29 protein-coding genes are annotated in these 25,964 nt (G+C 68.0%); 22 read left to right on the forward strand and 7 right to left on the reverse strand.

Going from position 1 to position 25,964, the window contains the following annotated elements:
- Positions 1–32: 32 nt before the first annotated feature.
- Both H289_RS0112815 and H289_RS0112820 read left to right on the forward strand, forming a co-directional pair.
- Positions 33–1,151 (forward strand): SDR family oxidoreductase, encoded by a 1,119-nt coding sequence (locus H289_RS0112815; RefSeq protein WP_020101197.1) that lies wholly within the window; start codon positions 33–35, stop codon positions 1,149–1,151.
- A 15-nt stretch (positions 1,152–1,166) separates the two neighbouring features.
- Positions 1,167–2,243: a lysophospholipid acyltransferase family protein gene (locus H289_RS0112820; protein WP_502685701.1), complete on the forward strand. Its 1,077-nt coding sequence runs from the start codon at positions 1,167–1,169 to the stop codon at positions 2,241–2,243.
- Between the two features lie 365 nt (positions 2,244–2,608).
- Here H289_RS0112820 and H289_RS0112825 read toward each other — a convergent pair whose 3' ends face one another.
- Positions 2,609–3,139, reverse strand: coding sequence for an FAS1-like dehydratase domain-containing protein (locus H289_RS0112825; protein WP_020101199.1), 531 nt, complete (start codon positions 3,137–3,139; stop codon positions 2,609–2,611).
- A gap of 72 nt (positions 3,140–3,211) precedes the next feature.
- Entirely contained in the window at positions 3,212–4,120 is a 909-nt protein-coding gene (locus H289_RS0112830; protein WP_020101200.1) for an HAD family hydrolase, read from the reverse strand.
- Between the two features lie 33 nt (positions 4,121–4,153).
- Between H289_RS0112830 and H289_RS0112835 the strand changes: the two genes are divergently transcribed.
- The 12 genes from H289_RS0112835 (at position 4,154) to H289_RS0112890 (ending at position 14,318) form a co-directional block, all read left to right on the forward strand.
- A complete protein-coding gene (locus H289_RS0112835; protein ID WP_036420486.1) occupies positions 4,154–4,423 on the forward strand; it encodes a glutaredoxin family protein in 270 nt (89 codons plus the stop codon).
- Positions 4,424–4,587: 164 nt separating this feature from the next.
- Positions 4,588–5,958 (forward strand): glutamyl-tRNA reductase, encoded by a 1,371-nt coding sequence (locus tag H289_RS0112840; RefSeq protein ID WP_020101202.1) that lies wholly within the window; start codon positions 4,588–4,590, stop codon positions 5,956–5,958.
- Between the two features lie 6 nt (positions 5,959–5,964).
- Entirely contained in the window at positions 5,965–6,924 is a 960-nt protein-coding gene (hemC, locus tag H289_RS0112845; protein WP_020101203.1) for a hydroxymethylbilane synthase, read from the forward strand.
- 3 nt (positions 6,925–6,927) lie between these two features.
- Positions 6,928–8,616: a bifunctional uroporphyrinogen-III C-methyltransferase/uroporphyrinogen-III synthase gene (locus H289_RS0112850; RefSeq protein WP_020101204.1), complete on the forward strand. Its 1,689-nt coding sequence runs from the start codon at positions 6,928–6,930 to the stop codon at positions 8,614–8,616.
- Positions 8,617–8,700: 84 nt separating this feature from the next.
- Entirely contained in the window at positions 8,701–9,681 is a 981-nt protein-coding gene (hemB, locus tag H289_RS0112855; protein ID WP_073695371.1) for a porphobilinogen synthase, read from the forward strand.
- A complete protein-coding gene (locus H289_RS0112860) occupies positions 9,678–10,169 on the forward strand; it encodes a hypothetical protein (RefSeq protein ID WP_020101206.1) in 492 nt (163 codons plus the stop codon). The genes hemB and H289_RS0112860 overlap by 4 nt, the downstream gene beginning before the upstream one ends.
- 119 nt (positions 10,170–10,288) lie before the next feature.
- Positions 10,289–10,693, forward strand: coding sequence for a hypothetical protein (locus H289_RS0112865; RefSeq protein ID WP_020101207.1), 405 nt, complete (start codon positions 10,289–10,291; stop codon positions 10,691–10,693).
- Positions 10,690–11,190, forward strand: a complete 501-nt coding sequence (gene mce1N, locus H289_RS0112870; protein ID WP_020101208.1) for a transport-regulating membrane protein Mce1N — start codon at positions 10,690–10,692, stop codon at positions 11,188–11,190. Before H289_RS0112865 ends, mce1N begins: the two co-directional genes overlap by 4 nt.
- The gene (locus H289_RS0112875; protein ID WP_020101209.1) at positions 11,187–11,429 is read left to right on the forward strand and encodes a hypothetical protein; all 243 of its coding nucleotides are present in this window, start codon (positions 11,187–11,189) and stop codon (positions 11,427–11,429) included. Before mce1N ends, H289_RS0112875 begins: the two co-directional genes overlap by 4 nt.
- Positions 11,430–11,439: 10 nt before the next feature.
- Positions 11,440–12,651, forward strand: a complete 1,212-nt coding sequence (locus tag H289_RS0112880; RefSeq protein WP_020101210.1) for an acyl-CoA dehydrogenase family protein — start codon at positions 11,440–11,442, stop codon at positions 12,649–12,651.
- A gap of 208 nt (positions 12,652–12,859) precedes the next feature.
- Positions 12,860–13,717 carry an oxygenase MpaB family protein gene (locus H289_RS0112885; protein ID WP_020101211.1) on the forward strand — a complete coding sequence of 286 codons (858 nt, stop codon included), beginning with the start codon at positions 12,860–12,862 and terminating at the stop codon, positions 13,715–13,717.
- Positions 13,701–14,318 (forward strand): TetR/AcrR family transcriptional regulator, encoded by a 618-nt coding sequence (locus H289_RS0112890; protein WP_020101212.1) that lies wholly within the window; start codon positions 13,701–13,703, stop codon positions 14,316–14,318. Before H289_RS0112885 ends, H289_RS0112890 begins: the two co-directional genes overlap by 17 nt.
- Before the next feature lie 380 nt (positions 14,319–14,698).
- Here the strand turns inward: H289_RS0112890 and H289_RS0112895 are convergent, their stop codons facing one another.
- Both H289_RS0112895 and H289_RS0112900 read right to left on the reverse strand, forming a co-directional pair.
- Positions 14,699–15,808, reverse strand: coding sequence for a fatty acid desaturase family protein (locus H289_RS0112895; protein ID WP_020101213.1), 1,110 nt, complete (start codon positions 15,806–15,808; stop codon positions 14,699–14,701).
- A 24-nt stretch (positions 15,809–15,832) separates the two neighbouring features.
- Positions 15,833–16,519 carry a TetR/AcrR family transcriptional regulator gene (locus H289_RS0112900; RefSeq protein WP_020101214.1) on the reverse strand — a complete coding sequence of 229 codons (687 nt, stop codon included), beginning with the start codon at positions 16,517–16,519 and terminating at the stop codon, positions 15,833–15,835.
- A 519-nt stretch (positions 16,520–17,038) separates the two neighbouring features.
- On the opposite strand from H289_RS0112900, the gene H289_RS30440 reads away from it, so the two are divergent.
- Positions 17,039–17,590: a DUF5994 family protein gene (locus tag H289_RS30440; protein WP_020101216.1), complete on the forward strand. Its 552-nt coding sequence runs from the start codon at positions 17,039–17,041 to the stop codon at positions 17,588–17,590.
- A 36-nt stretch (positions 17,591–17,626) separates the two neighbouring features.
- Here H289_RS30440 and H289_RS0112915 read toward each other — a convergent pair whose 3' ends face one another.
- Both H289_RS0112915 and H289_RS0112920 read right to left on the reverse strand, forming a co-directional pair.
- Complete coding sequence (locus H289_RS0112915) at positions 17,627–19,258, reverse strand: monocarboxylic acid transporter (RefSeq protein WP_020101217.1); 1,632 nt, start codon at positions 19,256–19,258, stop codon at positions 17,627–17,629.
- Entirely contained in the window at positions 19,258–19,599 is a 342-nt protein-coding gene (locus H289_RS0112920) for a DUF485 domain-containing protein (RefSeq protein WP_020101218.1), read from the reverse strand. Before H289_RS0112920 ends, H289_RS0112915 begins: the two co-directional genes overlap by 1 nt.
- Before the next feature lie 155 nt (positions 19,600–19,754).
- Here H289_RS0112920 and H289_RS0112925 point away from each other — a divergent pair, with 155 nt between their 5' ends.
- On the forward strand, positions 19,755–20,147 hold the full coding sequence (locus H289_RS0112925) for a carboxymuconolactone decarboxylase family protein (RefSeq protein WP_020101219.1): 393 nt from the start codon (positions 19,755–19,757) through the stop codon (positions 20,145–20,147).
- Here H289_RS0112925 and H289_RS0112930 read toward each other — a convergent pair.
- Entirely contained in the window at positions 20,144–20,524 is a 381-nt protein-coding gene (locus H289_RS0112930) for a nitroreductase family deazaflavin-dependent oxidoreductase (protein ID WP_029105164.1), read from the reverse strand. The genes H289_RS0112925 and H289_RS0112930 overlap by 4 nt on opposite strands.
- A 126-nt stretch (positions 20,525–20,650) precedes the next feature.
- Here H289_RS0112930 and H289_RS0112935 point away from each other — a divergent pair, with 126 nt between their 5' ends.
- The 6 genes from H289_RS0112935 (at position 20,651) to H289_RS0112960 (ending at position 25,911) form a co-directional block, all read left to right on the forward strand.
- A complete protein-coding gene (locus H289_RS0112935) occupies positions 20,651–21,979 on the forward strand; it encodes an aspartate aminotransferase family protein (protein ID WP_020101221.1) in 1,329 nt (442 codons plus the stop codon).
- A gap of 16 nt (positions 21,980–21,995) precedes the next feature.
- Positions 21,996–22,382 carry a pyridoxamine 5'-phosphate oxidase family protein gene (locus H289_RS0112940; RefSeq protein WP_020101222.1) on the forward strand — a complete coding sequence of 129 codons (387 nt, stop codon included), beginning with the start codon at positions 21,996–21,998 and terminating at the stop codon, positions 22,380–22,382.
- Positions 22,383–22,626: 244 nt separating this feature from the next.
- A complete protein-coding gene (gene hemL, locus H289_RS0112945) occupies positions 22,627–23,931 on the forward strand; it encodes a glutamate-1-semialdehyde 2,1-aminomutase (RefSeq protein WP_020101223.1) in 1,305 nt (434 codons plus the stop codon).
- On the forward strand, positions 23,928–24,536 hold the full coding sequence (locus H289_RS0112950) for a histidine phosphatase family protein (protein WP_020101224.1): 609 nt from the start codon (positions 23,928–23,930) through the stop codon (positions 24,534–24,536). The genes hemL and H289_RS0112950 overlap by 4 nt, the downstream gene beginning before the upstream one ends.
- 29 nt (positions 24,537–24,565) lie before the next feature.
- Positions 24,566–25,144 carry a TlpA disulfide reductase family protein gene (locus tag H289_RS0112955; RefSeq protein ID WP_036420539.1) on the forward strand — a complete coding sequence of 193 codons (579 nt, stop codon included), beginning with the start codon at positions 24,566–24,568 and terminating at the stop codon, positions 25,142–25,144.
- On the forward strand, positions 25,141–25,911 hold the full coding sequence (locus tag H289_RS0112960) for a cytochrome c biogenesis CcdA family protein (protein ID WP_020101226.1): 771 nt from the start codon (positions 25,141–25,143) through the stop codon (positions 25,909–25,911). Before H289_RS0112955 ends, H289_RS0112960 begins: the two co-directional genes overlap by 4 nt.
- The last annotated feature ends 53 nt before the right edge of the window (positions 25,912–25,964 follow it).

Here is a 25,964-nt window from a genome sequence, read left to right on the forward strand (position 1 = left end):
CGCTCGTTTGCGTCGCCCACTAGGCTGACCAAATGGATGCCGACGGACGCCCCGGAAGCCGGCCCACAGCGCCGGGCGGAAGCGATTCCGGCCCGGACATCCCCGAGACCCTGCACCACCCCAAGGTGGTGCTGGTAACGGGTGCGTGCCGGTTCCTGGGCGGATATCTGACAGCCAGACTCGCTCAGAACCAGCTCATCGAGCATGTGATCGCGGTCGACGCGATCACGCCGAGCAAGGACATGTTGCGGCGTATGGGCCGCGCGGAGTTCGTCCGCGCGGACATCCGCAACCCGTTCATCGCCAAGGTGATCCGGAACGGCAACGTCGACACCGTCGTCCACGCGGCGGCGGCGTCCTACGTGCCGCAGTCCGGTCGCGCTGCGCTCAAAGAGCTCAACGTCATGGGCGCGATGCAGTTGTTCGCGGCCTGTCAGAAGGCGCCTTCGGTCCGCCGGGTGATCCTCAAGTCGACATCGGAGATCTACGGGTCCAGCCCGCGTGATCCGGTGATGTTCACCGAGGACAGCAGTGCCCGTCGCCCACCGGGGGAGGGCTTCGCCCGGGACAGCATCGACATCGAGGGCTACGCACGCGGTCTCGCGCGGCGCCGGCCCGACATCGCGGTCACGATCCTGCGGCTGGCCAACATGATCGGTCCGGCCATGGACACCGCGCTGTCGCGGTACCTGGCGGGCCCGTTGGTGCCGACCGCGTTCGGGCACGACGCCCGGTTGCAATTGCTGCACGAGCAGGACGCCCTCGGGGCGCTGGAGCGCGCCACCCTGGTGGGGCGGGCCGGCACCTTCAACATCGGGGCGTCGGGCATCATCCTGATGAGCCAGGCCATTCGCCGGTCCGGCCGCATCGGGTTGCCGCTCGCCGGCCCCACGATGTGGGTGCTCGACGCCTGGCGACGAGCGACCGCGGGCGTCGAACTGGACCGCGAACAGTCCGACTACATGCGCTATGGCCGGGTCATGGACACCACACGGATGACGAGGGAACTCGGCTATACCCCAAAGTGGACGACCATGGAGGCTTTTGACGATTACGTTTCAGGCCGCGCGCTGACGCCCATTATCGACCCAGGGTGGGTAGGCTCAGTGGAGCGTCGTGCAGTGGCCGCAGCGCAGCGGTGGGGACGCTGATTTCGCAAGTTTTTGATGGTGGGAGATATTGACGTGGCGGGCGAATCTAAAGCCAAAGTCATTCCGCTCCATTCGAATTCGACACGCGCTGCTGCGCAACGTCGGGCATCGAAGCGGGATGCAACGCTGCGACATCCTTCGCTGTTGACCGACCCCGGGACCCGCGCATCGGCTGAGCAGATTGCTGCCGTGGTCCGGGAGATCGACCAGCACCGGTTTGCCGCGGCCGGCGCTGCGGCCGACGAGGGGCCCAATGAACTGGCCCAACGCATAAGTGCCGCTTCGGATTTCATCCGTAAGCGACTGACCGGCGACTACCGTGTCGACGAATTCGGTTTTGACCAGCATCTCAACAATGCGGTCTTTCTTCCTTTGCTGCGAACACTTTTCAATTCGTGGTTCCGTGTCGAGGTATCCGGCATCGAGAATTTGCCGGACGACGGCGCAGCATTGGTCGTGGCAAACCATGCGGGCGTATTGCCGTTCGACGGATTGATGACGTCGGTCGCCGTGCACGACAAGCACCCGAAGCACCGGGACCTGCGGCTGCTGGCCGCCGACCTCGTTTTCGACCTGCCGGTGGTGGGCCAGGCCGCGCGCAAGGCCGGCCACACCATGGCCTGCACCGCCGACGCCCACCGGCTGCTCGAGGCCGGCGAGCTGACCGCCGTGTTCCCCGAGGGGTACAAGGGTCTCGGCAAGCCGTTCAAGGACCGGTACAAGCTGCAGCGGTTCGGCCGCGGCGGCTTCGTCTCGGCGGCGCTGCGCTCGGGTGCGCCCATCGTGCCGTGCTCGATCGTCGGCTCCGAGGAGATCTACCCCAAGATCGGCGACGTGAAGCTGCTGGCCCGCCTGCTCGGACTGCCGTACTTCCCGCTGACGCCGCTGTTCCCGCTCGCCGGGCCCATCGGACTCCTGCCGCTGCCGTCGAAGTGGTACATCCAGTTCGGCGAGCCCATCTCGACGGCCGACTACGACGAGTCCGCCGCCGACGATCCGATGATCACTTTCGAGCTGACCGACCAGGTGCGCGCGACCATTCAGCAGACGCTGTACCAGCTGCTCGCCAATCGCCGCGGCACGTTCCTGTAGGCGCCAGTTGTTGAGTGTGCGCTGGCGCTGATGTTTTTCGAGTGCCGCTCGGCATGGAGGCACGGTCAACTCGCTCTGCGGTGAGGGTGCGCGCCACTCGGGGCATTTCCGCCGTGTGTACAGGATCAACATCGCGGGCGTGGTCTGCCATGCTGACCCTGTAGTCAGGGTGCCGGTTACTCGACCTTTTCCGCCGTTTGTACAGGATCAACGGCAGCCGGGGTTCGGGTCTGCGGTGAGGGTGCGCGTTACTCGAGCTTTTCCGGCCTGGAAACAGGGTGAACTCACGCTGCGGTGACGGCAGTGGCTACTCCGGCGATCGGCGCAGACGCACAGTCAACTCGCCAGACAACTCGCGCGAAGGTTCAACCCTTTTGCGCGGCAACCATTTTCGCGATGGCGGCGTCGCGGGCCGCGGCGATCTGCGCGCTGACCTCGCCGGCTTCGTCGTCGTTCTGGGCCTCGCCCAGCATGGTGACGATGCTCGTCATGATCGGCTCACCGGCGTCGTCGGTGACCTCGGCGCGAATCTCGGCGATCACCGTGCCGTGCGACTCGATCACCGAGTCCAGGTACGAGTCGAACCACAGCCGGTCGCCGACCCGGATCGGGCGGTGGAAGATCAGCTTCTGGTCGCGGTGCAACACCCGCTCCAGGTTGATCGGCACGTCGAACTGGTTGAAGAGCTCGAGCTGGACCCGCCGGCCCGCGACGGCGATGAACGTCAGCGACGCGATCAGGGTGTCCGAGCCGCACTCAGCGGCCGCTTCCTCGGAGAAATGGGCCGGGTGATCGTCCTGGACCGCCTGCGCGAACTCCTTGACCTTCTCGCGGCCGACCTCGAAGTAATCCGGGTACCGGAAGTGGGTTCCGATGATGTCGTCCGCAATGCCCATGGCGCGTGAGCCTATCAGCGTTCGCGGGGCTGACCTGCGCGCTACGCCTGGGGTGTGGTGGCAGCGCGGTCCCTAGTTGCTCTTGCGCGACGCCATGGCCGCCAGCGCTCCGCCGACCGCGCCCAGGGCCAGCGCCGAGGGCACCCCGATGCGGGCGGCCTTGCGGGCGGTCCGGAAATCGCGGATCTCCCAGCCGCGTTCGCGCGCGACGTCGCGCAGCGCGGCGTCGGGGTTGATCGCGACGGCGGTGCCGACCAGCGACAGCATCGGCACGTCGTTGAAGCTGTCCGAGTAGGCGGTGCAGCGGCGCAGGTTCAGGCCCTCGCGAATGGCGAGCTGACGCACGGCGTGCGCCTTGCCGACCCCGTGCAGGATGTCGCCGACCAGCCGGCCGGTGAAGACGCCGTCGACCGACTCGGCGACGGTGCCCAGTGCGCCCGTCAGCCCCAGCTTGCGGGCGATGGTCTGCGCCAGCTCCATCGGCGTCGCGGTGACGAGCCAGACCTGCTGGCCGGCGTCGAGGTGCATCTGCGCCAGCGCCCGGGTGCCCTGCCAGATCTTGTCGGCGATGATCTCGTCGTAGATCTCGTCGCCGAGGGCTTCCAGTTCCGCGGTCTGCCGGCCCTCGATGAAGGACAGCGCCTTGCGTCGACCGGCGGCGACGTCGTCGCTGTTCTCCTTGCCGGTGACCTGAAACTTGGCCTGCGCGTAGGCGAAGCGGGCCAGGTCCGAGTATTTGAAGTAGTCGCGGGCGGCCAGGCCGCGGGCGAAGTGCACCAGCGACGAGCCGTGCACCAGCGTGTTGTCGACGTCGAAGAACGCCGCCGCGGTGAGGTCGGGCGGTGGCGGGAGCACCGGGGCGGCGGGTTCGTCGGCTCCGGAATCACGCTCGGCGGCATCGAGTTCAGCGGCGTCATCAGCTCCGGAGGGCACGGGCGTGCCCGTGGGCTCGTCGGCAGTCACGGGGCTGGATTCGGACACGGTTCAACAGTAGGTCACGCCATACTGTTGCGCGTGGATCGATCAGGGAACAGCCACCGCGTGACGTTGCTCACCCGGGCCGGCTGCAGCATGTGCGAGCGCGCGGCGGCTCAGCTGGTGGAGTTGTCCGACGAGCTCGGATTCGTCCTGACGAGCACGGACGTCGATGTCCTGGCCGCGGCGGGGGACACGGCCCTGCGCGCGGAATTCGGCGATCGGCTGCCCGTGGTGCTCCTCGATGACGTTGAGCACAGCTACTGGGAGGTCGACGAGGAGCAGCTGCGGGCCGACCTGGCAGGTTGACCGGGCGAAGCAGTCCGCTCGGCACGTGTGCCCCGGGGCCGGGCGTGCGTATAGCAAATTTGGTCGGCGGGCTGGTGAGCGGCTAGCTTTGATGGCGTTCCTGCGGCCAGAAGAGGCCCGGGAAACCTTCTTGCCCAACGGAGGTGCTACGAGGTGATGAGGCCGTGAGCGTCCTGCTGTTCGGGGTTTCACACCGCAGCGCGCCGGTTTCCGTGATCGAGCAGCTCAGCACCGACGAGGCCGAACAGGCCAAGATCATCGAGTTGCTGCTGCAGTCCTCTCTGGTCACCGAGGCCATGGTGCTCTCCACCTGTAACCGGGTCGAGGTGTACGCGGTGGTCGACGCCTTCCACGGCGGGCTCTCGGTGATCGGCTCGGTGCTCTCCGAGCGGTCCGGCATGTCGCTGCAGGATCTCACCAGGTACGCCTACGTGCGGTACGCCGAGGCGGCCGTCGAGCATCTGTTCGCCGTCGCCAGTGGCCTGGACTCGGCCGTCATCGGTGAGGCGCAGGTGCTGGGCCAGGTGCGCCGCGCCTACACGTCGGCCGAGGCGCACCAGACCGTAGGCCGGACCCTGCACGAGCTGTCGCAGCGGGCGCTGTCGGTCGGCAAGCGCGTGCATTCCGAGACCGGGATCGACGCCGCCGGTGCCTCGGTGGTGTCGGTGGCGCTCGACATGGCCAAGTCCAAGCTCACCTCGCTGACCGGGCTGAACGCCGCCGTGATCGGCGCCGGCTCCATGGGCGCCCTGGCCGCCGCGCATCTGACGCGCGCCGGGATCGCCCGCGTCGAGGTCGTGAACCGCTCGCTGCCGCGGGCCGAGCGCATGGTCGAGAACTTGAAGGCCCACGGCGTCGAAGCCGCCGCGCACACCCTGGACGACATCGCCGTCGCGCTGGGTAATGCCGACGTCGTCGTCGCGTGTACCGGCGCGGTGCGTCCGGTGGTGTCGTTGGCCGACGCGCACCGCGGACTGATGAACCGCCCGGAGCACCGCCAGCTGGTGATCTGCGACCTGGGCATGCCCCGCGACGTCGACGGCGCGATTGCTGGCCTGCCGGGCGTGCACATGATCGACATGGACCGCATCCAGCGGGAACCGTCGGCCCGGGCTGCTGCCTCGGACGCCGAAGCGGCCCGTTCGATCGTCGCCGCGGAGGTCGCCAGCTACCTGGCCGGCCAGCGGATGGCCGAGGTCACCCCGACCGTCACCGCCCTGCGCCAGCGGGCCGCGGACGTCGTCGAGGCGGAGTTGTTGCGGCTCGACAACCGGGTTCCGGGACTCGACGCCGCTCACCGGGACGAGGTCGCCAAGACCGTGCGTCGGGTGGTGGACAAGTTGCTGCACGCGCCGACGGTGCGGGTCAAGCAGCTGGCCAGCGCGCCCGGCGGTGACACCTACGCCGAGGCGCTACGGGAGCTGTTCGAGCTCGACCCGCAGGCCATCGACGCGGTGTCGGCTGGCGAACTGCCTTTGATGGCACCAGATTTGGCGGCCGGCGAGCCGCATTCCCACCACGACAAGGCTGAGTAACCCGGTTTGGTATCCACCCTCGAAAACGTTGTCCGGATCGGCACCAGGGGCAGCCTTCTGGCGACCACACAGGCCGGCACCATCCGTGACGCCCTGGTAGCTCTGGGGCAGCCCGCGGAGCTGGTCATCATCAGCACCGACGGCGACCGGTCGCAGGCGCCCGTCGCCGAGATCGGCATCGGTGTGTTCACCGCCGAACTGCGGCACGCCATGGCCGACGGCCGCATCGACGTCGCGGTGCACTCGTACAAGGATTTGCCGACGGCGCCCGACGAGCGTTTCGTCATCGCCGCCGTGCCGCCGCGCGAAGACCCGCGGGACGCTCTTGTGGCGCGCGACGGATTGGTGCTCGGAGAGTTGCCGGCGGGCTCTGTGATCGGCACGTCGAGCCCGCGACGGGCCGCACAGCTTAGAGCACTGGGTCTCGGTTTGGAAATCCGCCCCCTACGAGGCAACCTAGATACCAGGTTGAACAGGGTAAGTAGTGGTGATCTCGACGCTGTTGTCGTCGCCCGAGCGGGTCTGGCCCGTATCGGACGGCTCGATGCCGTCACCGAGAGCCTCGAGCCGGTGCAGATGTTGCCAGCGCCGGCGCAGGGCGCCCTCGCGGTCGAGTGCCGAGTGGGTGACACCGAGCTGGCGACGCTGCTGGGAAAGCTGGACGATCCCGACACGCGTGCCGCGATCACTGCCGAACGAGTCCTGTTGGCCGAACTGGAGGCGGGTTGTTCCGCGCCGGTGGGTGCGATCGCTGAAGTGGTCGAGTCCATCGACGAGGACGGCCGAGTCTTCGAAGAGCTGTCGTTGCGCGGTTGCGTGGCGGCTCTGGACGGATCCGACGTGATCCGGGCGTCCGGGATCGGGACCCCCGAACGGGCACGGGAGCTGGGGCTCTCGTTGGCCGCGGAGTTGTTCGACCTGGGTGCGCGCGACGTGTTGGATCAGCGGACTGTAGAGCGGGAGTGAGAGATGACGACCCGAGTGCGTAAGCAGCACAAGCCTGGCCGCATCACCTTTGTCGGTTCCGGCCCCGGTGACCCGGGCCTGTTGACGACGCGTGCGCGGAACGTCTTGGCGCATGCGGCGTTGGTTTTCACCGACCCTGATGTGCCCGAGGCGGTGCTGGCGCTGATCGGTACCGATCTGCCGCCGACGTCCGGGCCGCACCCGGCCGACGCCGAGCCGGCCGCCGAACCGAAGGCTGACGAGGCCGCGGCCGACAAGGCCCCGGCCGCCGCGCCCACCATGACGTTCCCGCACGGTGTCGACGTCCGTCCCGCGCTGGGCGACCCCACCGAGGTGGCCAAGCTGCTCATCGCCGAGGCGAAGACCGGCGTCGATGTGGTGCGTCTGGTCGCCGGCGACCCGCTGTCGGTCGACTCCGTCATCACCGAGGTGAACGCGCTGGCCAAGACCGCGGCGCACTTCGAGCTGGTGCCCGGCCTGCCGTCGTCGACGGCGGTGCCGACCTACGCGGGTCTGCCCGTCGGTTCGTCGCACACCGTGGCCGACGTCCGTGGTGACGTCGACTGGGCCGCGCTGGCTGCGGCTCCCGGGCCGCTGATCCTGCACGCGACGGTGTCGCACCTGCCGGACGCCGCCCGCACCCTGATCGAATACGGCCTCACCGACAGCACCCCGTGCGTCGTGACCGCCAACGGCACCACCTGCCAGCAGCGGTCCATCGAGACCACGCTGGCCGGGCTGCTGGACAAGGCCGTGCTGGAGAAGCCCGTCGGCCCTGAGCCGGTCGGTCCGCTGGCGGGCCCGCTGGTCGTGACCATCGGCAAGACCGTGGCGCACCGGGCCAAGCTGAACTGGTGGGAGAGCCGCTCGCTGTACGGCTGGACCGTGCTGGTGCCGCGCACCAAGGACCAGGCCGGCGAGATGAGCGATCGACTGGTGGGCCACGGCGCCCTGCCGATCGAGGTGCCGACCATCGCGGTCGAGCCGCCGCGCAGCCCCGCCCAGATGGAGCGTGCGGTCAAGGGTCTGGTCGACGGCCGCTTCCAGTGGGTCGTGTTCACCTCCACCAACGCGGTGCGTGCGGTGTGGGAGAAGTTCAACGAGTTCGGTCTGGACGCCCGCGCGTTCTCCGGTGTGAAGATCGCGTGTGTCGGTCAGGCCACCGCGGACAAGGTGCGCGCGTTCGGCATCAACCCCGAGCTGGTGCCCGCCGGTGAGCAGTCGTCGCTGGGCCTGCTGGACGAATTCCCGGACTACGACGACATTTTCGACCCGGTGAACCGTGTGCTGCTGCCGCGTGCCGACATCGCCACCGAGACGCTGGCCGAGGGCCTGCGCGAGCGCGGCTGGGAGATCGAGGACGTCACGGCCTACCGCACCGTCCGGGCGGCACCGCCACCGGCGCACACCCGCGAGATGATCAAGACCGGTGGTTTCGACGCCGTGTGCTTCACCTCGAGCTCCACGGTGCGCAACCTGGTCGGTATCGCCGGAAAGCCGCACGCCCGGACCATCGTCGCCTGCATCGGCCCGAAAACCGCTGAAACCGCAGCCGAATTCGGCCTGCGCGTGGACGTGCAGCCGGAGACCGCCGCCGTCGGCCCGCTGGTCGAGGCGCTGGCCGAGCACGCCGCTCGCCTGCGCGCCGAGGGTGCGTTGCCGCCTCCGCGCAAGAAGAGCCGGCGCCGCTAAACTCGATCGAAACGGCATTCCAGCAGGCGGGTACTCGCACTCTGCCTGCCGGAATGCGGTTTCGGCGAACGAGGAGGCATTCCTGTGTCCTATCCACGGCATCGGCCGCGGCGACTGCGGACCACCCCGGCATTGCGCCGTCTGGTGTCCGAAACCTCGCTGGAGCCACGGCATCTGGTGCTGCCGCTGTTCGTCGCCGACGGGCTCGCCGAGCCGCGTCCGATCAGCGCGATGCCCGGTGTCGTGCAGCACACCCGGGAGTCGCTGCGCCGCGCCGCGGCCGAAGCCGTCGAGGCCGGTGTCGGTGGGCTGATGCTGTTCGGCATCCCGTGCGACGGTGACAAGGACGCCACCGGCTCCGAGGGCGTCAACCCCGACGGCATCCTGAATGTGGCGCTGCGCGACCTGAATTCGGACCTGGGCGACGCGACGGTGCTGATGGCCGACACCTGCCTGGACGAATTCACCGATCACGGGCATTGCGGCGTGCTGGACGTGCACGGCCGCGTCGACAACGACGCCACCAACGAGCAGTACATCAAACTCGCCGTGGCGCAAGCGCATTCGGGCGCACATGTCGTCAGTCCCAGCGGCATGATGGACGGTCAGGTCGCGGCGATCCGCGACGGGCTGGACCACGCCGGGCACAGCGATGTCGCGATCCTGGCCTACGCCGCCAAATTCGCGTCGGCGTTCTACGGCCCGTTCCGCGAGGCGGTCGGCTCGAGCCTGCAGGGCGATCGTCGTACCTACCAACAGGATCCGGGCAACGCCCGCGAAGCGGTGCGCGAAATCGAGCTGGACCTCGCCGAAGGCGCCGACATGGTGATGGTCAAGCCGGCGATGAGCTACCTGGATGTGGTGCGCGCCGCTGCCGAGATTTCGCCGGTACCCGTTGCGGCGTACCAGATTTCGGGTGAGTACGCGATGATCAGCGCAGCCGCCGCCAACGGCTGGATCGACCTGCGGTCCTCGGTCCTGGAGTCGCTGGTCGGCATTCGGCGCGCCGGCGCCGACATCGTCCTCACGTACTGGGCGACGGACGTCGCGGGCTGGCTGCGGTGAACCCACTCAACCCGCACGACCCGCAGAACCCCTACCACCCGCAGTACCCGCCGCAACAGGGTCCGGGGCCCGATGGGCCCGCACCCGAGCCGCACGAGATGCCGCAGGACGTCGTCACCGGTTTCTGGCTGTGGACGGCCGCGCTGCCGCTGTCGGTGATCGGCTACGTCATCAACCTGCTGACGACGCCCGAGCGGGAGGTGTCGGGCTACGCGTACGCGGTGTCCGGCCTGATGCTGTTCATCATCGTGGTCCTGGTGGCCACGTTCCTGGTGCTGCTGCGCCAGGGCTACCGGTGGGCGCGCAGCATCCTCACCGGCGGGTCGGCGGCCACGATCCTGTACCTGACCACCAACCTGTTCGCCAACTACCACGGTGCGGCCGCGGCGCTGGGCTACGCGGTGTGCGGCATCGGCGGCGCCGTGCTGATCGGCGGCGGCGTGTACCTGCTGCACCGCCCCGATTCGAACGCCTACTTCGTCCGCTAACTTCCCGCGAGCGGCCGTGTCTGTACGGCGGCGCGCCGCGCGAAGCGTGCATTTCGGGGCCGCTCGCGGGCGCCCAGGTCGACGTGAACGCACATGTGGCCCGCTAGGCTGGCCCGGATATGACTGAGCCCACGCCCTCCGCGCCCGCCCGTCCGCAGGCCGTCACGGTCGCTTTCTGGTGCTGGGTGGTGGCCGCGGTGCTGCTGATGGTCGGCGGCATGTTGACCGCCACCGCGGAGGTGCCCGCCGCCTACCGTGGCCTGGTTCTGGGCTTCGGCGCCATCACCGCCCTCGCCGGCGCCGCCATGGCTTTTTCCGCCGGCCGGGCCCGCTCGGGGGACAACCGGTTTCGTCGGGCCGCGGTCGCGTTGTCCATGGCGATCGTGATCGTCGTCGGCCTCCTCGCACTGCTGGGAGTGGCGCAGCTGCTGTCGTTGTTGGCGCTGCTGCCGCTGATCGGCGGCACGGTCTCGATCACCCGGCCGGCGGCGCAGACGTGGTTCGACGGAAAGGCCAACGCATGACGGACGCGCCGACTGACACCGACGCCGAGCAGATTCTCTTCCACGAGGTCGGTGCCAGCTGGTGGTGGTTGGCGCTCGGTCCGTTCTCCGGTGCCTCCATCGCGGCGACGCAGCTGTGGTCGGCGCACCGGGTGGACCCGCTGGTGCCGGTGGTGTTCCTCGTCCTGGTCACCGGGTTCCTGGGGTTGCAGGTCAAGGCGGCGCGGCTGCACACCTCGGTCGAGCTGACGCCCGAGTACCTGCGGCAAGGCACCGAGTCCGTGCGGGTCGCGGACATGATCGGGATGTTCCCGGAGGCCAGAGGCGCTGACGTGCCCCGCTGGCAGTCGTACCGGGCGTTCGGGGAGCTCACGGGCGTTCCGCGCGGCCGCACCGGGATCGGCGTCAAGCTGACCGGTGAGCGCAGCGGGCAGGCCTGGGCGCGGCGCCATCGCGGGTTGCGGGGCCAGCTGGAGGCGTTGGGTGTGCGCGAACTCGGCGAGGACGACGACGAATGAGCCGCGACAAGATCATCGCGGCCGGCGCACTCGTGGCGGCGGTGCTGGCCGCCGTCGGGTCGGTCGTGAGTTGGCTGGCCGCGTCGTCGATCGCCGACGTCGCGCCGGTGATCCCCGGCGAGCCGGTGAAGACGTCGGTGCTCTACGACCCGTCGTTCATCACGTTGTCATTGTTGCTGGCGACCCTGGCCGGGGTGCTCGCCGTAGTGGGGACGGCGAGGTGGCGGCGCGCCAAGTAGTGTGTCGCCCATGTCTTTTTCGCTAGAACTGTCTGCTGACGTCTGCCAGGTCCGCGACTGGGTTCACGAGTTCGCTGCCGACGTGATCCGTCCCGCCGCAGAGGAGTGGGACGAGCGCGAAGAGACGCCGTGGCCGATCCTGCAGGAGGCGGCCAAGGTCGGCCTGTACTCCATGGAGTTCTTTGCTGCTCAGACGGCCGAGGAGACCGGGCTCGGCATGCCCGTCGCTGTCGAAGAGTTGTTCTGGGGCGACGCCGGCATCTCGATGTCGATCATGGGAACCGGTCTGGCTGCCGCGTCGCTGGCGGCCAACGGCACCATGGAACAGCTGGGTGAGTGGCTGCCCCAGATGTACGGCGACATCAACGAGCCCAAGCTCGCCGCGTTCTGTTCGTCGGAACCCGGTGCGGGATCAGATGTTTCGTCGATCATCACCCGGGCGCGGTACGACGAGGCCACCGACGAATGGGTGCTCAACGGCACCAAGACCTGGGCCTCCAACGGCGGAATCGCCAACGTGCACATCGTCGTTGCCTCGGTTTACCCGGAATTGGGATCGCGTGGCCAGGCCAGCTTCATCATCCCGCCGGGCACCAAGGGCTTCAGTCAGGGACAGAAGTTCAAGAAGCACGGCATCCGGGCGTCGCACACCGCCGAGGTCGTGCTCGACGACGTCCGCTTGCCGGGCCGCCTGATCGTCGGCGGCCGAGAGAAGTTCGAGGAGCGGGTGGCCCGCACCCGTGAGGGCAAGAGCTCAGCGGGCCAGGTCGCGATGAAGACGTTCGAGCGGACGCGGCCGACCGTCGGGGCCATGGCGCTCGGGGTGTCCCGTGCGGCGTACGAGTACGCGCTGGGATACGCGCAGGAGCGCGAGCAGTTCGGTCGCAAGATCGGCGACTTTCAGGCCGTCGCTTTCAAGCTGGCCGACATGAAGTGCCGCATCGACGCGGCGCGACTGCTGGTGTGGCGGGCTGGCTGGATGGCGCGCAACAACCTGCCGTTCGAGAACGCCGAGGGCTCGATGGCCAAGCTCGTCGCCAGCGAGACCGCGGTCTACGTGACCGACGAGGCCATCCAGATTCTGGGTGGCAACGGCTACACCCGCGACTACCCGGTGGAGCGGTGGCACCGCGACGCCAAGATCTTCACGATCTTCGAGGGCACCAGCGAGATTCAGCGGCTCGTGATGTCCCGCGCGATCACGGGGCTGCCGCTCAAATAAGTCGGCGACCGTGCTGAGGCACCTCCCGCTTGCGGGGGAGTCTGCGCGCGACACGGCGCATCCGATGTACACGAACGTCCCGCTCAGCAGGCCTGAGCGGGACGTTTTTGCACGGAGGCCACGGCGTGTCGCGCGCAGACACGCACGCTCGCGGGAAATGAGAACATGGGGGTTGTTACAGAGTGCAAAATTTGTAACACTGTTCCGCATGACCGAACTTGCGGAGCAGTCTGAGCTGGTCGATGCCCTGCCGTTGGGGCCGGACTCATTGGTGTGGAAGTACTTCGGCGACAACCGGATGTACCTGATCGGCCCGCGGCCGGCGGTGCTGCAGAACATGCTCGCCCAGCTGGGCCAGGGCGTGCTGGACCATTCGGTGTTCTTCGCGGATACCTCGGCGCGGGTCAAGCGATCGCTGCCGCCGATCTTCCGCACCGTCTACGGCACCGACGACGCCAACACCGGCACCCAGGTCCGCGACTTCCACCGCGAGATCAAGGGCGATATGCCCGACGGCAGCCGCTACCACGCGCTCGACCCGGAGACCTACTACTGGGCGCATGCGACGTTCGTCGAGCAGGTGCTGTATTTCGCGGACACCTTCGTCAAGCGGCTCACCGACGCCGAGAAGGAACAGATCTACCTGGAGTCCAAGACCTGGTACCGCCGCTACGGCGTCAGTGACCGGCCCATGCCGGCCACCTACGCCGAATTCGAGGAGTACTGGAACCGGATGATCAACGAGGTCGCGGTGCCGCACAAGACGGCCCGGTACGGCGTCGGCTATGTGACCAAAGGCTTTCCGGCGCCCAAGGCCGTCAACCCGGCGGTGTGGCGCGTCATCGCGGTGGTGTTCAACCCCGTCGCGGCGTTCCTGACCACCGGTGGGCTCCCGCCGCGGGCGCGGGACCTGCTGGAGCTGCCCTGGTCCGACCGGCAGGAACGCGCCTACCAGCTGTTCGCCGCCGCCTGGCGCACCAAGCCGGTGAACTGGGTGTGGGACCGGTTGCCGATGTCGGTGCGGTACAACAGCTTTGCGCAGAAGGGCTATGCGCGTGCCCGCTGACGCGACGGCCGCGATCCTCGACGCCGCGCTCGTCGAGTTCGAGCAGCACGGCTTCCGCCGCGTCGCCCTCGACGACGTCGCGCGCCGGGCCGGCGTCAGCCGCACCACCATCTACCGACGGTTCGCGAACCGCGACGAGCTGGTCGCCGCGGTCGTCGAGCGCGAGAACGTCGTGCTGTTCGACGACATCGCGAGTGAACTGAAAAATGCTGGGCCACAGTCGGATCTGTATGTCGAGGCATTCACGCTCTCGATCCTGCGATTCCGGCGGCACCGGGTGCTGAACCGGATGATGCTCGACGAACCCGCACTGGTCATCGAACTCATGCAGCGGCATTACGGTGCCGCGGTCGGCCGGATGGCGGCCGCGCTGCGCGTCATCTTCCCGGAGGGCTTCGCCGACCGGATCGGTGAACAGGCCGTCAACGACCTGGCCGACACCATCCTGCGCTACGCCGCGATGGTGCTGCTGTTGCCGAGCGTCGAGGCGCTCGACAGCGCCGACGAGATCCGTGCTTTCGCCGCACGGCATTTCGTGCCGAGCCTGCCGGCCGCGTTGCAAGGTCAGGCGGGCAAGCCGGTCGCGGGGTCGATGCGGTAGATCTGCACGGGTAGAGGTCCGCGCATACGTCGCCCGTCCTGGCGACAGCGTTGACAACGCCGCGGCAGCGGGCGTGTACTGGACATCGGGGGATTGATGAGGTTGGACCATGACCGTCCACGATCTCGATGATGTGATCGGCGTTTCGGCTGCCGCACGTGCGAGGCTCTGATGTCCGCGATGGTGCTGTGCTCGGCGATAAAACAGTTCCTGACCAACGGAGAGCCCGCGGCGAGTCGGGCTGCCGACGGCCGCCGGGTGACCGAAAGGATTCGCCGCCGCGCACGATTCGCCGACTGCTGCCGGGACAACCGACTAGCACACCAACGCCGGTGCGATCACGCCGAATGCGATCTGCATCGCACCGACCCTTTGGCGAGTTAGCGCGGCGCGACGGCGTACGCGCAATCGCGTCCGGACGCAACGCGATCCGGCAGCGCGAGTGTGACGATGGTGCGCAGGGTGCGCAGATACTGGCGCGCGAGCGGACCGGTCGTGTACGGCAGGCCGAAGCGGACGCATACGGCCTGGACCTGTACCGCGATCTGGGCGTAGCGGTTACTCGGCAAGTCGGGGAACAGGTGGTGCTCGATCTGGTAGCAGAGGTTTCCGCTGAGAAACGCCAGCACAGGCCCGGCGTGGAAGTTCGCGGTGCCCAACATCTGTCGTAGATACCATTCGGATTTGGTCTCGCCGTCCAAGGCGGCAGGGGTGAATTTCTGTGTGCCGTCGGCGAAATGACCGCAACAGATCACCACATAGGCCCAGACGTTGCGGGCCAGGTTGGCGACCGCATTCGCGGTGAGGGTGCGGCGCCATCGGCGAACGCTCAGCGCGGGGAAGAACAGATAGTCCTTGCCAGCCTGCCGGGCGATCTTGCGGACCAGTGCCCGGGTGAGGGCGGATTTCTCGGCGCGCGTCGCCGCGCCCCGCTGCTCGGACTCCCAGCCCTGCAGTGCGATGCCCCATTCGAACATGATGCCCAGCAAGGCATTTCGTAGCGGCTGCAGCAGATTGCCGGCGCCCCACAGCTGGTCCGGAGTGACCCGCATGATGCCGTATCCGAGGTCGTCGTCCATACCGATCACGTTGGTGAACATGTGGTGGCGGTAGTTGTGGGCGTATCGCCATTGTGAGGAGACGCCGGCCATGTCCCACTCCCAGGTGCTGGAGTGGATTTCCGGGTCGTTCATCCAATCCCATTGCCCGTGACTGATGTTGTGGCCGAGCTCCATGTTCTCGATGGTCTTGGCGGTGGCCAGTGCAACGATGCCGAGCGCACAAGCAAAGTTGCCTCGGGTGGCCGCGATGAACAGCCGGGCGGTAACCTCCAGGCAGCGCTGAAACACGATGGTGCGCTGGATATATGCCCTGTCGGCCGCGCCACGCGAATTCTCGACGTCGCGGCGGATGGCCTCCAGGGCGGTCCCGAGTGCGTCCAGGTCTGATTCGCTGAGATGGGTGTATTCGGCTACTTCGGTGATCAACATAGGGATCACCTCCGTTCTGGTGATTTATGTGGCCTCGGCTGCAGGCACACCGAATCGGTCGCCCAGGCCGCCCAGCAGGATGTCGAGTCCGCGGTCGAGTTCGGCCCGCCCGTCGTAACTGGCCCAGGTGGGTGCGAGGTCACGCAAGTGCGGAAATTGGTCGATCGGCAGCCGGTACAGCCCGAGCCGCAGCACATGATCGGTTTCCTCGGGACGTTCGACGATCTCCTGCAGTTCGGTCAGGACGTGGCCGTACAGGAATCCGAACAACGTCCGGTACATGTGGAGTGCGTCGGCTCCGCTGAACCCGGCCCTGGTCAGGAGTGCGAGCACCTCTTCGAGGTGCCGCAGGATCCCGGGGGGGCGCATCCCGAGCGGTGTGGACAGGGGGCGGGTGACCAGCAGCGGCACCACGTTGGGATGCGCGCGCGCCAATTCGCGGAAATCGTGGCCGAGTTTGCGTAACGCACCAGCCCAGCCCGTTGCCGGGGCGTCGAGCGAAAGCTGATCGAAGATCAGCTCCACGACCCCGTCCAGCACGGCCGCTTTGTTCGGCACATGGCGGTAGAGCGCCATGGGGTCACGCCCCACCACCTCTCCGAGGCGGCGCATCGACAGCGCCTCCACGCCCTCGCGGTCGATGATTTCCAGGGCACTGGTCAGGACCGCCGCACGGGTGATCGGCCGGTTGGCGCTGTCTTCTGGGGTCACGGATGAAGCACCACCCTCCGGGTAAGTTTTTCGTTCGGATATCTTCACTGTAGCCCTATCCAGTAGGTCTACGCTGTTGACATCGGTGCCAATGGGGCGTGTACTGGACCTATAGCACCGAAATGAGGTGGCGTCATGATCGTCATCGCTGGATCGGTCGTTGTGCTCATCGCGCCGGCCGTGGAGTCCGACGCGACGCACGACCCATCGCCGGTGACGCCGGGACGCATTCACGTCCCGTCCACCAAACCCTAGGAGCCGAAATGGCTACCAGCAACGCAGTTTTCCTGGCCCTCGTGGTCGTCGTGGCGCTCGCGCTCAGCGCGGCTTTCGCGTGGACGGCGGGAACCAACCGCAACCTACGTCGTGCTGCGACGCCCCTGCCTCAGCCTGCGCCGCCTGAGGTCGGCGACCACCCGCCGACAACCACCACAACGAGGCGCCGGTCCGCGCTGGACAGCTCAACGACTCAGTGGGATCGCGCCGACACCAGAGATACACCCCGAAGGGAGCGTCGCCATGACGCCACAACTGACCCGCAAGAATGACCCGAACGGCACCGTGCCCGCGCACACACCGCGCCTGCGATTGAAGTCCAAAGCGCCGCATGGTGGATACGTCGACGGGGCGTGGTGGCCGCGCAGCGATGACCTGACCCACGAGCTGCCGGATTTGTTGGCGGTGCTGTCGGTGCGGCTGGGCCGCATTGACCGCGTGTCCTATCGCCTGAACTCCTGGGCGAATGCGCCTCGCAAGCTCACCACCGGTGGCCGCGCGGTACGTCTGGACGGGTACCGGCTTCAGCCGCGCAACACCATCGAAGTTCGCGGCCTCGACGACGACCGCGATCGGCTGATACTGCTGGTGATCCCGCCGCGCACCGACCCCGGCGACGCCCACGCCACCATGATGACCGCAGCCCAATCCGGCAACGCCGGCACGGTCGACGGGCTGCTCATGATCAGCCCACGAGACCGCGCCACGCGGACGCAGGCGTCCAACGCTCAAGAGCGTTGGGAGTCAGAAGGCGGAACGACGACATCTCCGCGGTCCCAGCGGGCCCTCGCCTGACACCTGAACCATCAGTCCGTGAGCGGCGGTCGAAGGTCAGTGCGCGACGGGCTTCTCCGCGCCCACCCCGGTCAGTGACCGCACTTCCATCTCGGCGGCCAGTTCGGGATCCCCGGTGTCCGACGACGTCAGCGTGCCGATGATGCCGAGCAGGAACGCCAGCGGGATGGACACGATGCCCGGGTTGGCCAGCGGGAAGAAATCGAAGTCGGCGCCGGGGATCATCGAGGTCTTCGTGCCGGACACGGCGGGGGAGAAGACGATCAGCACGATGGTCGAGATCAGGCCGCCGTACATGCTCCACAGCGCGCCGCGGGTGTTGAACCGCCTCCAGTACAGCGAGTACAGGATGGTCGGCAGGTTGGCCGCGGCCGCCACGGCGAACGCCAGGGCCACCAGGAACGCGACGTTCTGACCGTTGGCGAGGATGCCGAGCCCGATCGCGAACACGCCCAGCACCACTGCGGTGATCCGGGAGACCCGGACCTGCTCCTCCTCGGTCACCTTGTGGGACTTGAGAACTGACGCGTAGATGTCATGCGCGAAGGATGCCGAAGCCGTGATGGTCAGGCCCGCCACGACCGCGAGGATCGTCGCGAACGCCACCGCCGAGATGACGCCCAGCAGGATCACCCCGCCGAGTTCGAATGCCAGCAGCGGCGCCGCGGAGTTCACGCCGCCGGCTGCCTTGAGGATGCGGTCCGGGCCGACGAGGGCGGCGGCGCCATAGCCGAGCACCAACGTGAACAGGTAGAAGGCGCCGATCAGCGCGATGGCCCAAACGACCGACCGCCGCGCCTCTTTCGCGGTCGGCACGGTGTAGAAGCGCATCAGCACGTGCGGCAGGCCCGCGGTGCCCAGCACCAGCGCCAGCGCCAGTGAGACGAAGTTGATCTTCGAGGTGAGCGAACCGCCGTACTGCGCGCCGGGCGCCAGGACGTCGCGGCTGGAGACGCCTTTGGTGGTGGCGTGCGAGATGGCCGACTGCGCCGAACCGAGGATGTCGGAGAAATTGAACCCGAACTTGCCGAGCACCATGACCGTCATCAGGGCGGCGCCGGTGATCAGCAGCACGGCCTTGATGATCTGCACCCACGTGGTGCCCTTCATACCGCCGACCAGCACGTAGACGATCATCAGCACGCCGACGACGGCGATGACGATCGATTGGCCGCCCCGGCTCTTCACGTCGAGCAGCAGCGCGACCAGACCGCCCGCCCCCGCCATCTGGGCCAGCAGGTAGAACAGCGACACCGTCAGCGTCGAGGTGGCTGCGGCCAACCGGACCGGCCGCTGCTTGAGCCGGAAGCTCAGCACGTCGGCCATGGTGAATCTGCCGGTGTTGCGCAGCAATTCGGCGACCAGCAGCAGCGCGACGAGCCAGGCGACCAGGAAGCCGATGGAGTACAGGAAGCCGTCATAGCCGTAGACGGCGATGGCGCCGGCGATGCCGAGGAAGCTCGCGGCCGACAGGTAATCGCCGGCGATGGCGATGCCGTTCTGCGGGCCGGAGAAGCCGCGGCCGCCGGTGAAGAACTCGTCTGCGGTGGCGTTGCGCTTGCTGGCCTTGATGACCACGACCATCGTGACCACTACGAACACGCTGAAGATGCCGATGTTGGCGACGGGATTGCCGACGGTGGCGGCGGCGAGCACGGTGGTGTTCATCATGCGCCCTCGAGTTCTTCGCGGATGGCGGCAGCGCGCGGGTCGAGCTCCCGGTTGGCGAAGCGCACGTACAGCCCGGTGATCACGAACGTCGTCAGGAACTGGCCCAGACCGATCAGCAGCCCGACGTTGATGTTGCCGAATACCCGGATGGCCATGAAGTCATGGGCGAAGGCGCCGAGCGCGACGTAGAGGCCGTACCACACCAGGAAGAACGCGGTCATCGGAAACACGAAGCGGCGCAGTCTGGTTCGCAGTTCCTGGAACTCGGGGCTGGCCTGCATGGCGAGGAACTGTTCCCCGGTGGGGGCAACCCTCTCGGGACGGTCGGTTTCGGGCACCGAGGGCACTCCTGACAATTGACTGTGAGCAGATAGCGCAGAACCTAATTGAGAGCTGGGTCACTCGCGAGCGGTATCGCGTTCTGTTCACCGAATTCGGTCCCGGCGGCGCTGCGCTACGGTCTGCCGCAGCCATATCGAGAGAAAGGCCAGAGATGACCAGCGAGCCTGCTTCGGCATTCGACGCCGGAATCACCACCCGCCGTCAGGTGATGGGCGACGAGTTCGTCGACCGCGCCCTGGCCCGCACCAGTGGCACCGAGTCGGAGCCGATCCAGCGCTTCGTCACCGAGCATGTCTGGGATGCCGTGTGGAACCGGCCGGGCCTGAGCCGTCGCGACCGCAGCCTGCTCAACCTCGGCATGCTGACGGCCCTGCGCGCCCACGAGGAGCTGGCAGGCCACATCCGGGGCGGCCTCAACAACGGCCTCACCCGTGACGAGATCGTCGAGGCGATCATCCACGCCACGGGCTACTGCGGCGCGCCCGCGGCGCTGAGCGCGATGCGCGTGGTGCAGCAGGTGCTCGACGAGACGCGGCCGGACTAAGCCCGGCGCAACAGCACGGCCTGCTCAAAAGGCAAGCGCGGAAACACTTTACGCAGCGCTCCGGTGATGAGCGGGGCGGCTTCTTCCTTGCTCACCACGCGCGGGTCGACGACGTCGTACGTCTGGCCGCGCCGGATCAGTTTGCCGCCGCCGGCCTTGGTGATGTTCTTGAGCCAGTCGCGGTCGGGGCCGTAGGTCAGCAGGACGGCGAAGCCCTCGTCGGTGGTGAACACCGTCAGCGGCGTGCGGAACGGCTTGCCGGACTTACGTCCGACGTGCTCGAGGATGCCGAACGTCGGCGCGCGGCCGGCCCACAGCCGTTGGATGGGGTTCGTGACCCGGCGGTTGAAGCGCGCGACCGACTGCGGAATCTGCATGTCCCCATCGTGCGCCATCGTGGTTGGGGTGGCCAGGGGAGCGAGTAAAGTTACCGACCGGTAGCGGCGACGACGCGGTGTCGCACACCAGCCTGTAACCCGCTGATTCATCTTCGAGGAGGATGCATGCCTGCGCCCGCCAACGCTGACGCCCGCCGGATCTATGACCTGGAGCGCAGCCGCGTATTCCACTCGTGGTCGGCCCAGGGAAAGCTCGACCCGATGGTCTTCACCGGCGCCGAGGGCAGCTACCTCATCGACGGTGACGGCAACCGTCTCCTCGATTTCTCGAGCCAGCTCGTCTACACCAACATCGGCCACCAGCACCCCAAGGTCGTCGCCGCCATCGCCGAGCAGGCCGCCAAGCTGTGCACCATCGCGCCGCAGCACGCCAACGAGGCCCGCGCCACGGCTGCCGACCTGATCTGCCAGGTCGCGCCCGAGGGCTTCAACCGGGTGTTCTTCACCAACGGCGGCGCCGACGCCGTCGAGCACGCCATCCGTATGGCCCGCGTGTACACCGGCCGCTACAAGACGCTGTCGACGTACCGCAGCTACCACGGTGGCACGGCGCTGACGGTCAACCTGACCGGCGACGTCCGCCGCTGGGGCAACGACTACGGCACCGAGGGCACCACGCACTTCTTCGGGCCCTTCCTGTACCGCAGCCAGTTCAATTCGCTGACGCAGGAGGAAGAGTCCGAGCGCGCCCTGGCTCACCTGCGGTCGGTCATCGAGTTCGAGGGCCCGTCGGCGTTCGCCGCGATCATCCTCGAGTCGGTGCCCGGCACCGTCGGCATCATGCCGCCGCCGCCCGGCTACCTGCAGGGCGTGCGCGAGCTGTGCGACCAGTACGGCATCGTGATGATCCTTGACGAGGTCATGGCCGGCTTCGGCCGCACCGGCAAGTGGTTCGCGCTGGACAACTACGGCGTCACCCCCGACCTCATCACCTTCGCCAAGGGCGTCAACTCCGGCTACGTCCCGCTCGGCGGCGTCATCGTCAGCGACAAGATCCTCGAGCGCTTCCTGGACCAGCCGTACGGCGGCGGGCTCACCTACTCGGGCCACCCGCTGGCGTGTGCGGCATCCGTCGCGACCATCACCGCGATGCACGACGAGAAGATCGTCGAGAACGCCGAAATGATCGGCACCGATGTCTTCGGTCCGGGCCTGGCGGCGCTGGCCGAGAAGCACGACATCATCGGCGACGTGCGTGGTCTGGGTGTTTTCTGGGCGGTCGAGCTGGTCAAGGACCGCGCCACCAAGGAGCCGCTGGCTCCGTACGGTGGGTCGTCGCCCGAGATGGGCGCCATCAACGCGCGGGCCAAGCAGAACGGCCTGCTGCTGTTCATGAATTACAACCGCTTCCACCTGGTGCCGCCGTGCAACATCAGCATCGACGACGCCAAGCGCGGGCTGGACATTCTGGACGATGCGCTGAGCGCCGTATAGCCATACGCTTTGGCTCATGGCCTACCTCAAGCCGCCGTGGTTCGTCGTCCATGTCTTCAACCCGATTGCGCGGCTGACCGGCATCGGCGGGAGCCAGACCCTGACGGTCACCCGCAGCTCCAACCATGTGCCGCAGCGCATCCCGGTCGTCGTACCGGAGGTGGACGGGGTGAAGTACCTGGTGTCGACGCGCGGTGAGTCGGCCTGGGTGAAGAACGTCCGGGAGAACCCGGTGGTGGCGCTCGGCAAGGCGAATTACCTGGCCAGCGAGATTCCGGTCGCGGACCGGGCGCCGATCATCGCGGCGTACCGGCCGCTGGCCGGCAAGGTCGTCGAGCAGTACTGGCGCGAGCTGCCCGACGACGCCGACCACCCGGTCTTCAAGCTGACGCCGCAGAACTAGGGCGGGTGCTGGGCCTCTCCGGACATGTTCGATCCGAAGCCGTCAGCTTTCCTTGACGTCAAGGAAAGTTGACGACTCCTGGCGAAAGGTGTCGGGGGAGAGCCCCGCGGACGTGACGGATGTGGTTCGTGAGGTGTCGCGGGCCTACCCACGGCCGGGATTGGCGCGACCTCCCGCCGCCGCGTGAGCCAGCTCCTACACCCTGTAGTTGGTCCATTCGCGCGCGGCTGGGACACTGGTGGCCATGCGCTCTACCGACGTCTCCGCGAAACTGTTCGCCGATGCGTCGACCGTGATCCCCGGCGGGGTCAACTCGCCTGTGCGGGCCTTCAGCTCGGTCGGCGGTACCCCTCGCTTCATCACCTCGGCCAACGGCTACTGGCTCACCGACGCCGACGGCAACCGGTATGTCGACCTGGTGTGCTCGTGGGGCCCGATGATCCTGGGCCACGCCCACCCCGCCGTGGTCGAGGCCGTGCAGACCACCGCGGTCAACGGCTTGTCGTTCGGCGCCCCGACGCCCGCCGAGACGGAGCTGGCGCGCGAGATCATCGACCGCGTCGCGCCCGTCGAGCGCATCCGCTTCGTGAACTCCGGCACCGAAGCCACCATGAGCGCCATCAGGCTGGCCCGCGGCTTCACCGGCCGGCCCAAGATCATCAAGTTCTCCGGCTGCTACCACGGCCACAGCGACGCGCTGCTGGCCGACGCCGGCTCCGGCGTCGCGACGCTGGGCCTGCCGTCTTCGCCGGGCGTCACCGGGGCGGCCGCCGCCGACACCATCGTGCTGCCCTACAACGACCTCGACGCAGTCCGTGAGGCGTTCGCCGCGGCCGGCAATGAGATCGCCTGCGTGATCACCGAGGCCAGCCCCGGCAACATGGGCACCGTCCCGCCGGCCGCGGGCTACAACGCCGCGCTGCGGCAGATCACCGCCGAGCACGGCGCGCTGCTCATCATCGACGAGGTGATGACGGGCTTCCGCGTGAGCCGTGGCGGCTGGTACGGCCTCGATCCGGTCGATGCCGACCTGTTCACCTTCGGCAAGGTGATGAGCGGCGGCCTGCCCGCCGCCGCGTTCGGTGGTCGCGCCGAGGTGATGGAACGGCTGGCTCCGCTCGGCCCGGTGTACCAGGCCGGGACGCTGTCCGGGAACCCGGTCGCGATGGCCGCGGGTCTGGCCACGCTGCGCGCCGCCGATGACGCCGTCTACCGCGCCCTCGACGTCAACGCCGATCGGTTGTCCGGGCTGCTGACCGAAGCGCTCACCGAAGCCTCTGTCGCGCACCGGATTTCGCGCGCGGGGAACTTCCTGACGGTGTTCTTCGGCGATGCGCCCGTCACCGACTTCGTATCGGCCAAGGCCACCGAGACCTGGCGCTACCCGGCGTTCTTCCACGCCCTGCTGGACGCCGGGGTCTACCCGCCGTGCAGTGCCTTCGAAACCTGGTTCGTCTCGGCCGCGCTCGACGACGCTGCGTTCGACCGGATCGCCGACGCGCTGCCCGCCGCCGCGCAGGCCGCCGCCCAAGCTCAGGAGCCCGCATGACCGACAAGACGATCGTGCACGTGATGCGTCACGGCGAGGTCCACAACCCCGACAAGATCCTGTACGGCCGCAAGCCTGATTTCCACCTCTCCGAGCGTGGGCAGGCGCAGGCCGCGGCGGTCGCCGGTTGGCTGGCCGAGCGCGACATCGTCTACGTCGTCGCGTCGCCGCTGGAGCGCGCGCAGGAGACCGCGACGCCCATCGCGGCCCGGCACGGCCTGCCCATCGACACCGATCCCGAGCTCATCGAGTCGACGAATGTGTTTGAGGGACAGCGGGTCTCGCCGGGTGACGGCGCGCTGCGCGACCCGCGCAATTGGTGGCATCTGCGCGACCCGAAGACCCCGTCGTGGGGCGAGCCGTACAAGCACATCGCGGCGCGCATGACGGCCGCCGTGGACCGGGCGCGGGTCAAGGGCATGGGGCACGAGGCGGTGTGCGTCAGCCATCAGCTGCCGGTGGAGACGCTGCGCCGCGCCATGCTAGGCAAGAACCTGCACCACTTCCCGACCAAGCGCATGTGCAACCTGGCGTCGGTGACGTCGTTCTACTTCCATGGCGACCAGATGGTCGGCTGGGGATACTCGGAGCTGGCCGGACAGTGACTTCGCTGGTGGCCCGCGCCGGGGCAGTGATGGCGGCCGTCCTGACGACGGCCGTGCTGCTCGTCGGCTGCTCCACCGGTGACGACGCCGTCGCGCAGGGCGGCACCTTCGAGTTCGTGGCGCCGGGCGGCAAGACCGACATCTTCTACGACCCGCCGGCGAGCCGCGGCAAGCCGGGCGCGGTCCGCGGCCCGTCGCTCACGGATCCGTCGAAAACCCTGTCCCTGGATGACTTTTCAGACCAGGTCGTGGTGATCAACGTCTGGGGTCAGTGGTGTGGCCCGTGCCGCTCGGAGATCGCCGAGCTCGAGAAGGTGTACGAGCAGACCAAGGCGCAGGGCGTCGCGTTCCTCGGCATCGACGTGCGCGACAACAACCGACAGGCCGCCGTCGACTTCGTCGTCGACCACAAGGTGACGTTCCCGTCCATCTATGACCCGGCGATGCGCACCATGATCGCGTTCGGCGGCAAGTACCCGACGACGGTCATCCCGTCGACGCTGGTGCTGGACCGTCAGCACCGGGTGGCCGCCGTGTTCCTGCGGGAACTGCTGGCCGACGACCTCAAGCCTGTCGTCGAGCGGCTTGCCAAAGAGGGCAGGGCATGACCTCCTTCGCCGAAACCGCAGCGGCCGGACCGCTTTTGGTGGCCCTCGGGGTGAGCGTGCTGGCCGGGCTGGTGTCCTTCGCCTCGCCGTGCGTGGTGCCGCTGGTGCCCGGGTACCTGTCGTATCTGGCCGCGGTGGTCGGTGTCGACGATGCGGAGGGGACGACCAAGGTCCGCACCGCCCGCTGGCGGGTGGCCGGCGCGGCGGCGTTGTTCGTCGCTGGCTTCACCGTGGTGTTCCTTCTGGGGGCGGTCGCGGTGCTCGGTCTGACCACGACCCTCATCGCCAATCAGCTTCTGCTGCAACGCATCGGCGGCGTCATCACGGTGCTGATGGGCCTGGTGTTCATCGGGCTGGTGCCCGCCCTGCAGCGTCAGGTGCGGTTCACGCCGCGCCAGGTGTCGACGGTCGTCGGCGCCCCCTTGCTGGGTGCGGTGTTCGGGCTGGGCTGGACGCCGTGCCTCGGTCCGACGCTCACTGGTGTCATCGCGGTGGCCTCGGCCAGTGACGGCGCCAGCGTCGCCCGCGGCATCGCGCTGGTGATCGCGTACTGCCTGGGTCTCGGAATTCCGTTCGTGCTGTTGGCCTTCGGGTCGGCCCGCGCCGTGCAGGGCCTGGGCTGGCTGCGCCGGCACACCCGCGCCATCCAGGTCTTCGGTGGCCTGCTGCTGATCGTCGTCGGCACCGCGCTGGTCACCGGCGTGTGGAACGACTTCACGTCCTGGGTGCGCGACGCCTTCGTCAGCAACGTGAGGCTCCCGATATGACCGACGTTTCCGCGCCCGACGCCGTGTCGGGCGGCGAGACTCGCCGCCCCGGC

It is taken from the genome of Mycobacterium sp. 360MFTsu5.1 (genome assembly GCF_000383495.1).
GTDB lineage: Bacteria > Actinomycetota > Actinomycetes > Mycobacteriales > Mycobacteriaceae > Mycobacterium > Mycobacterium mucogenicum_B.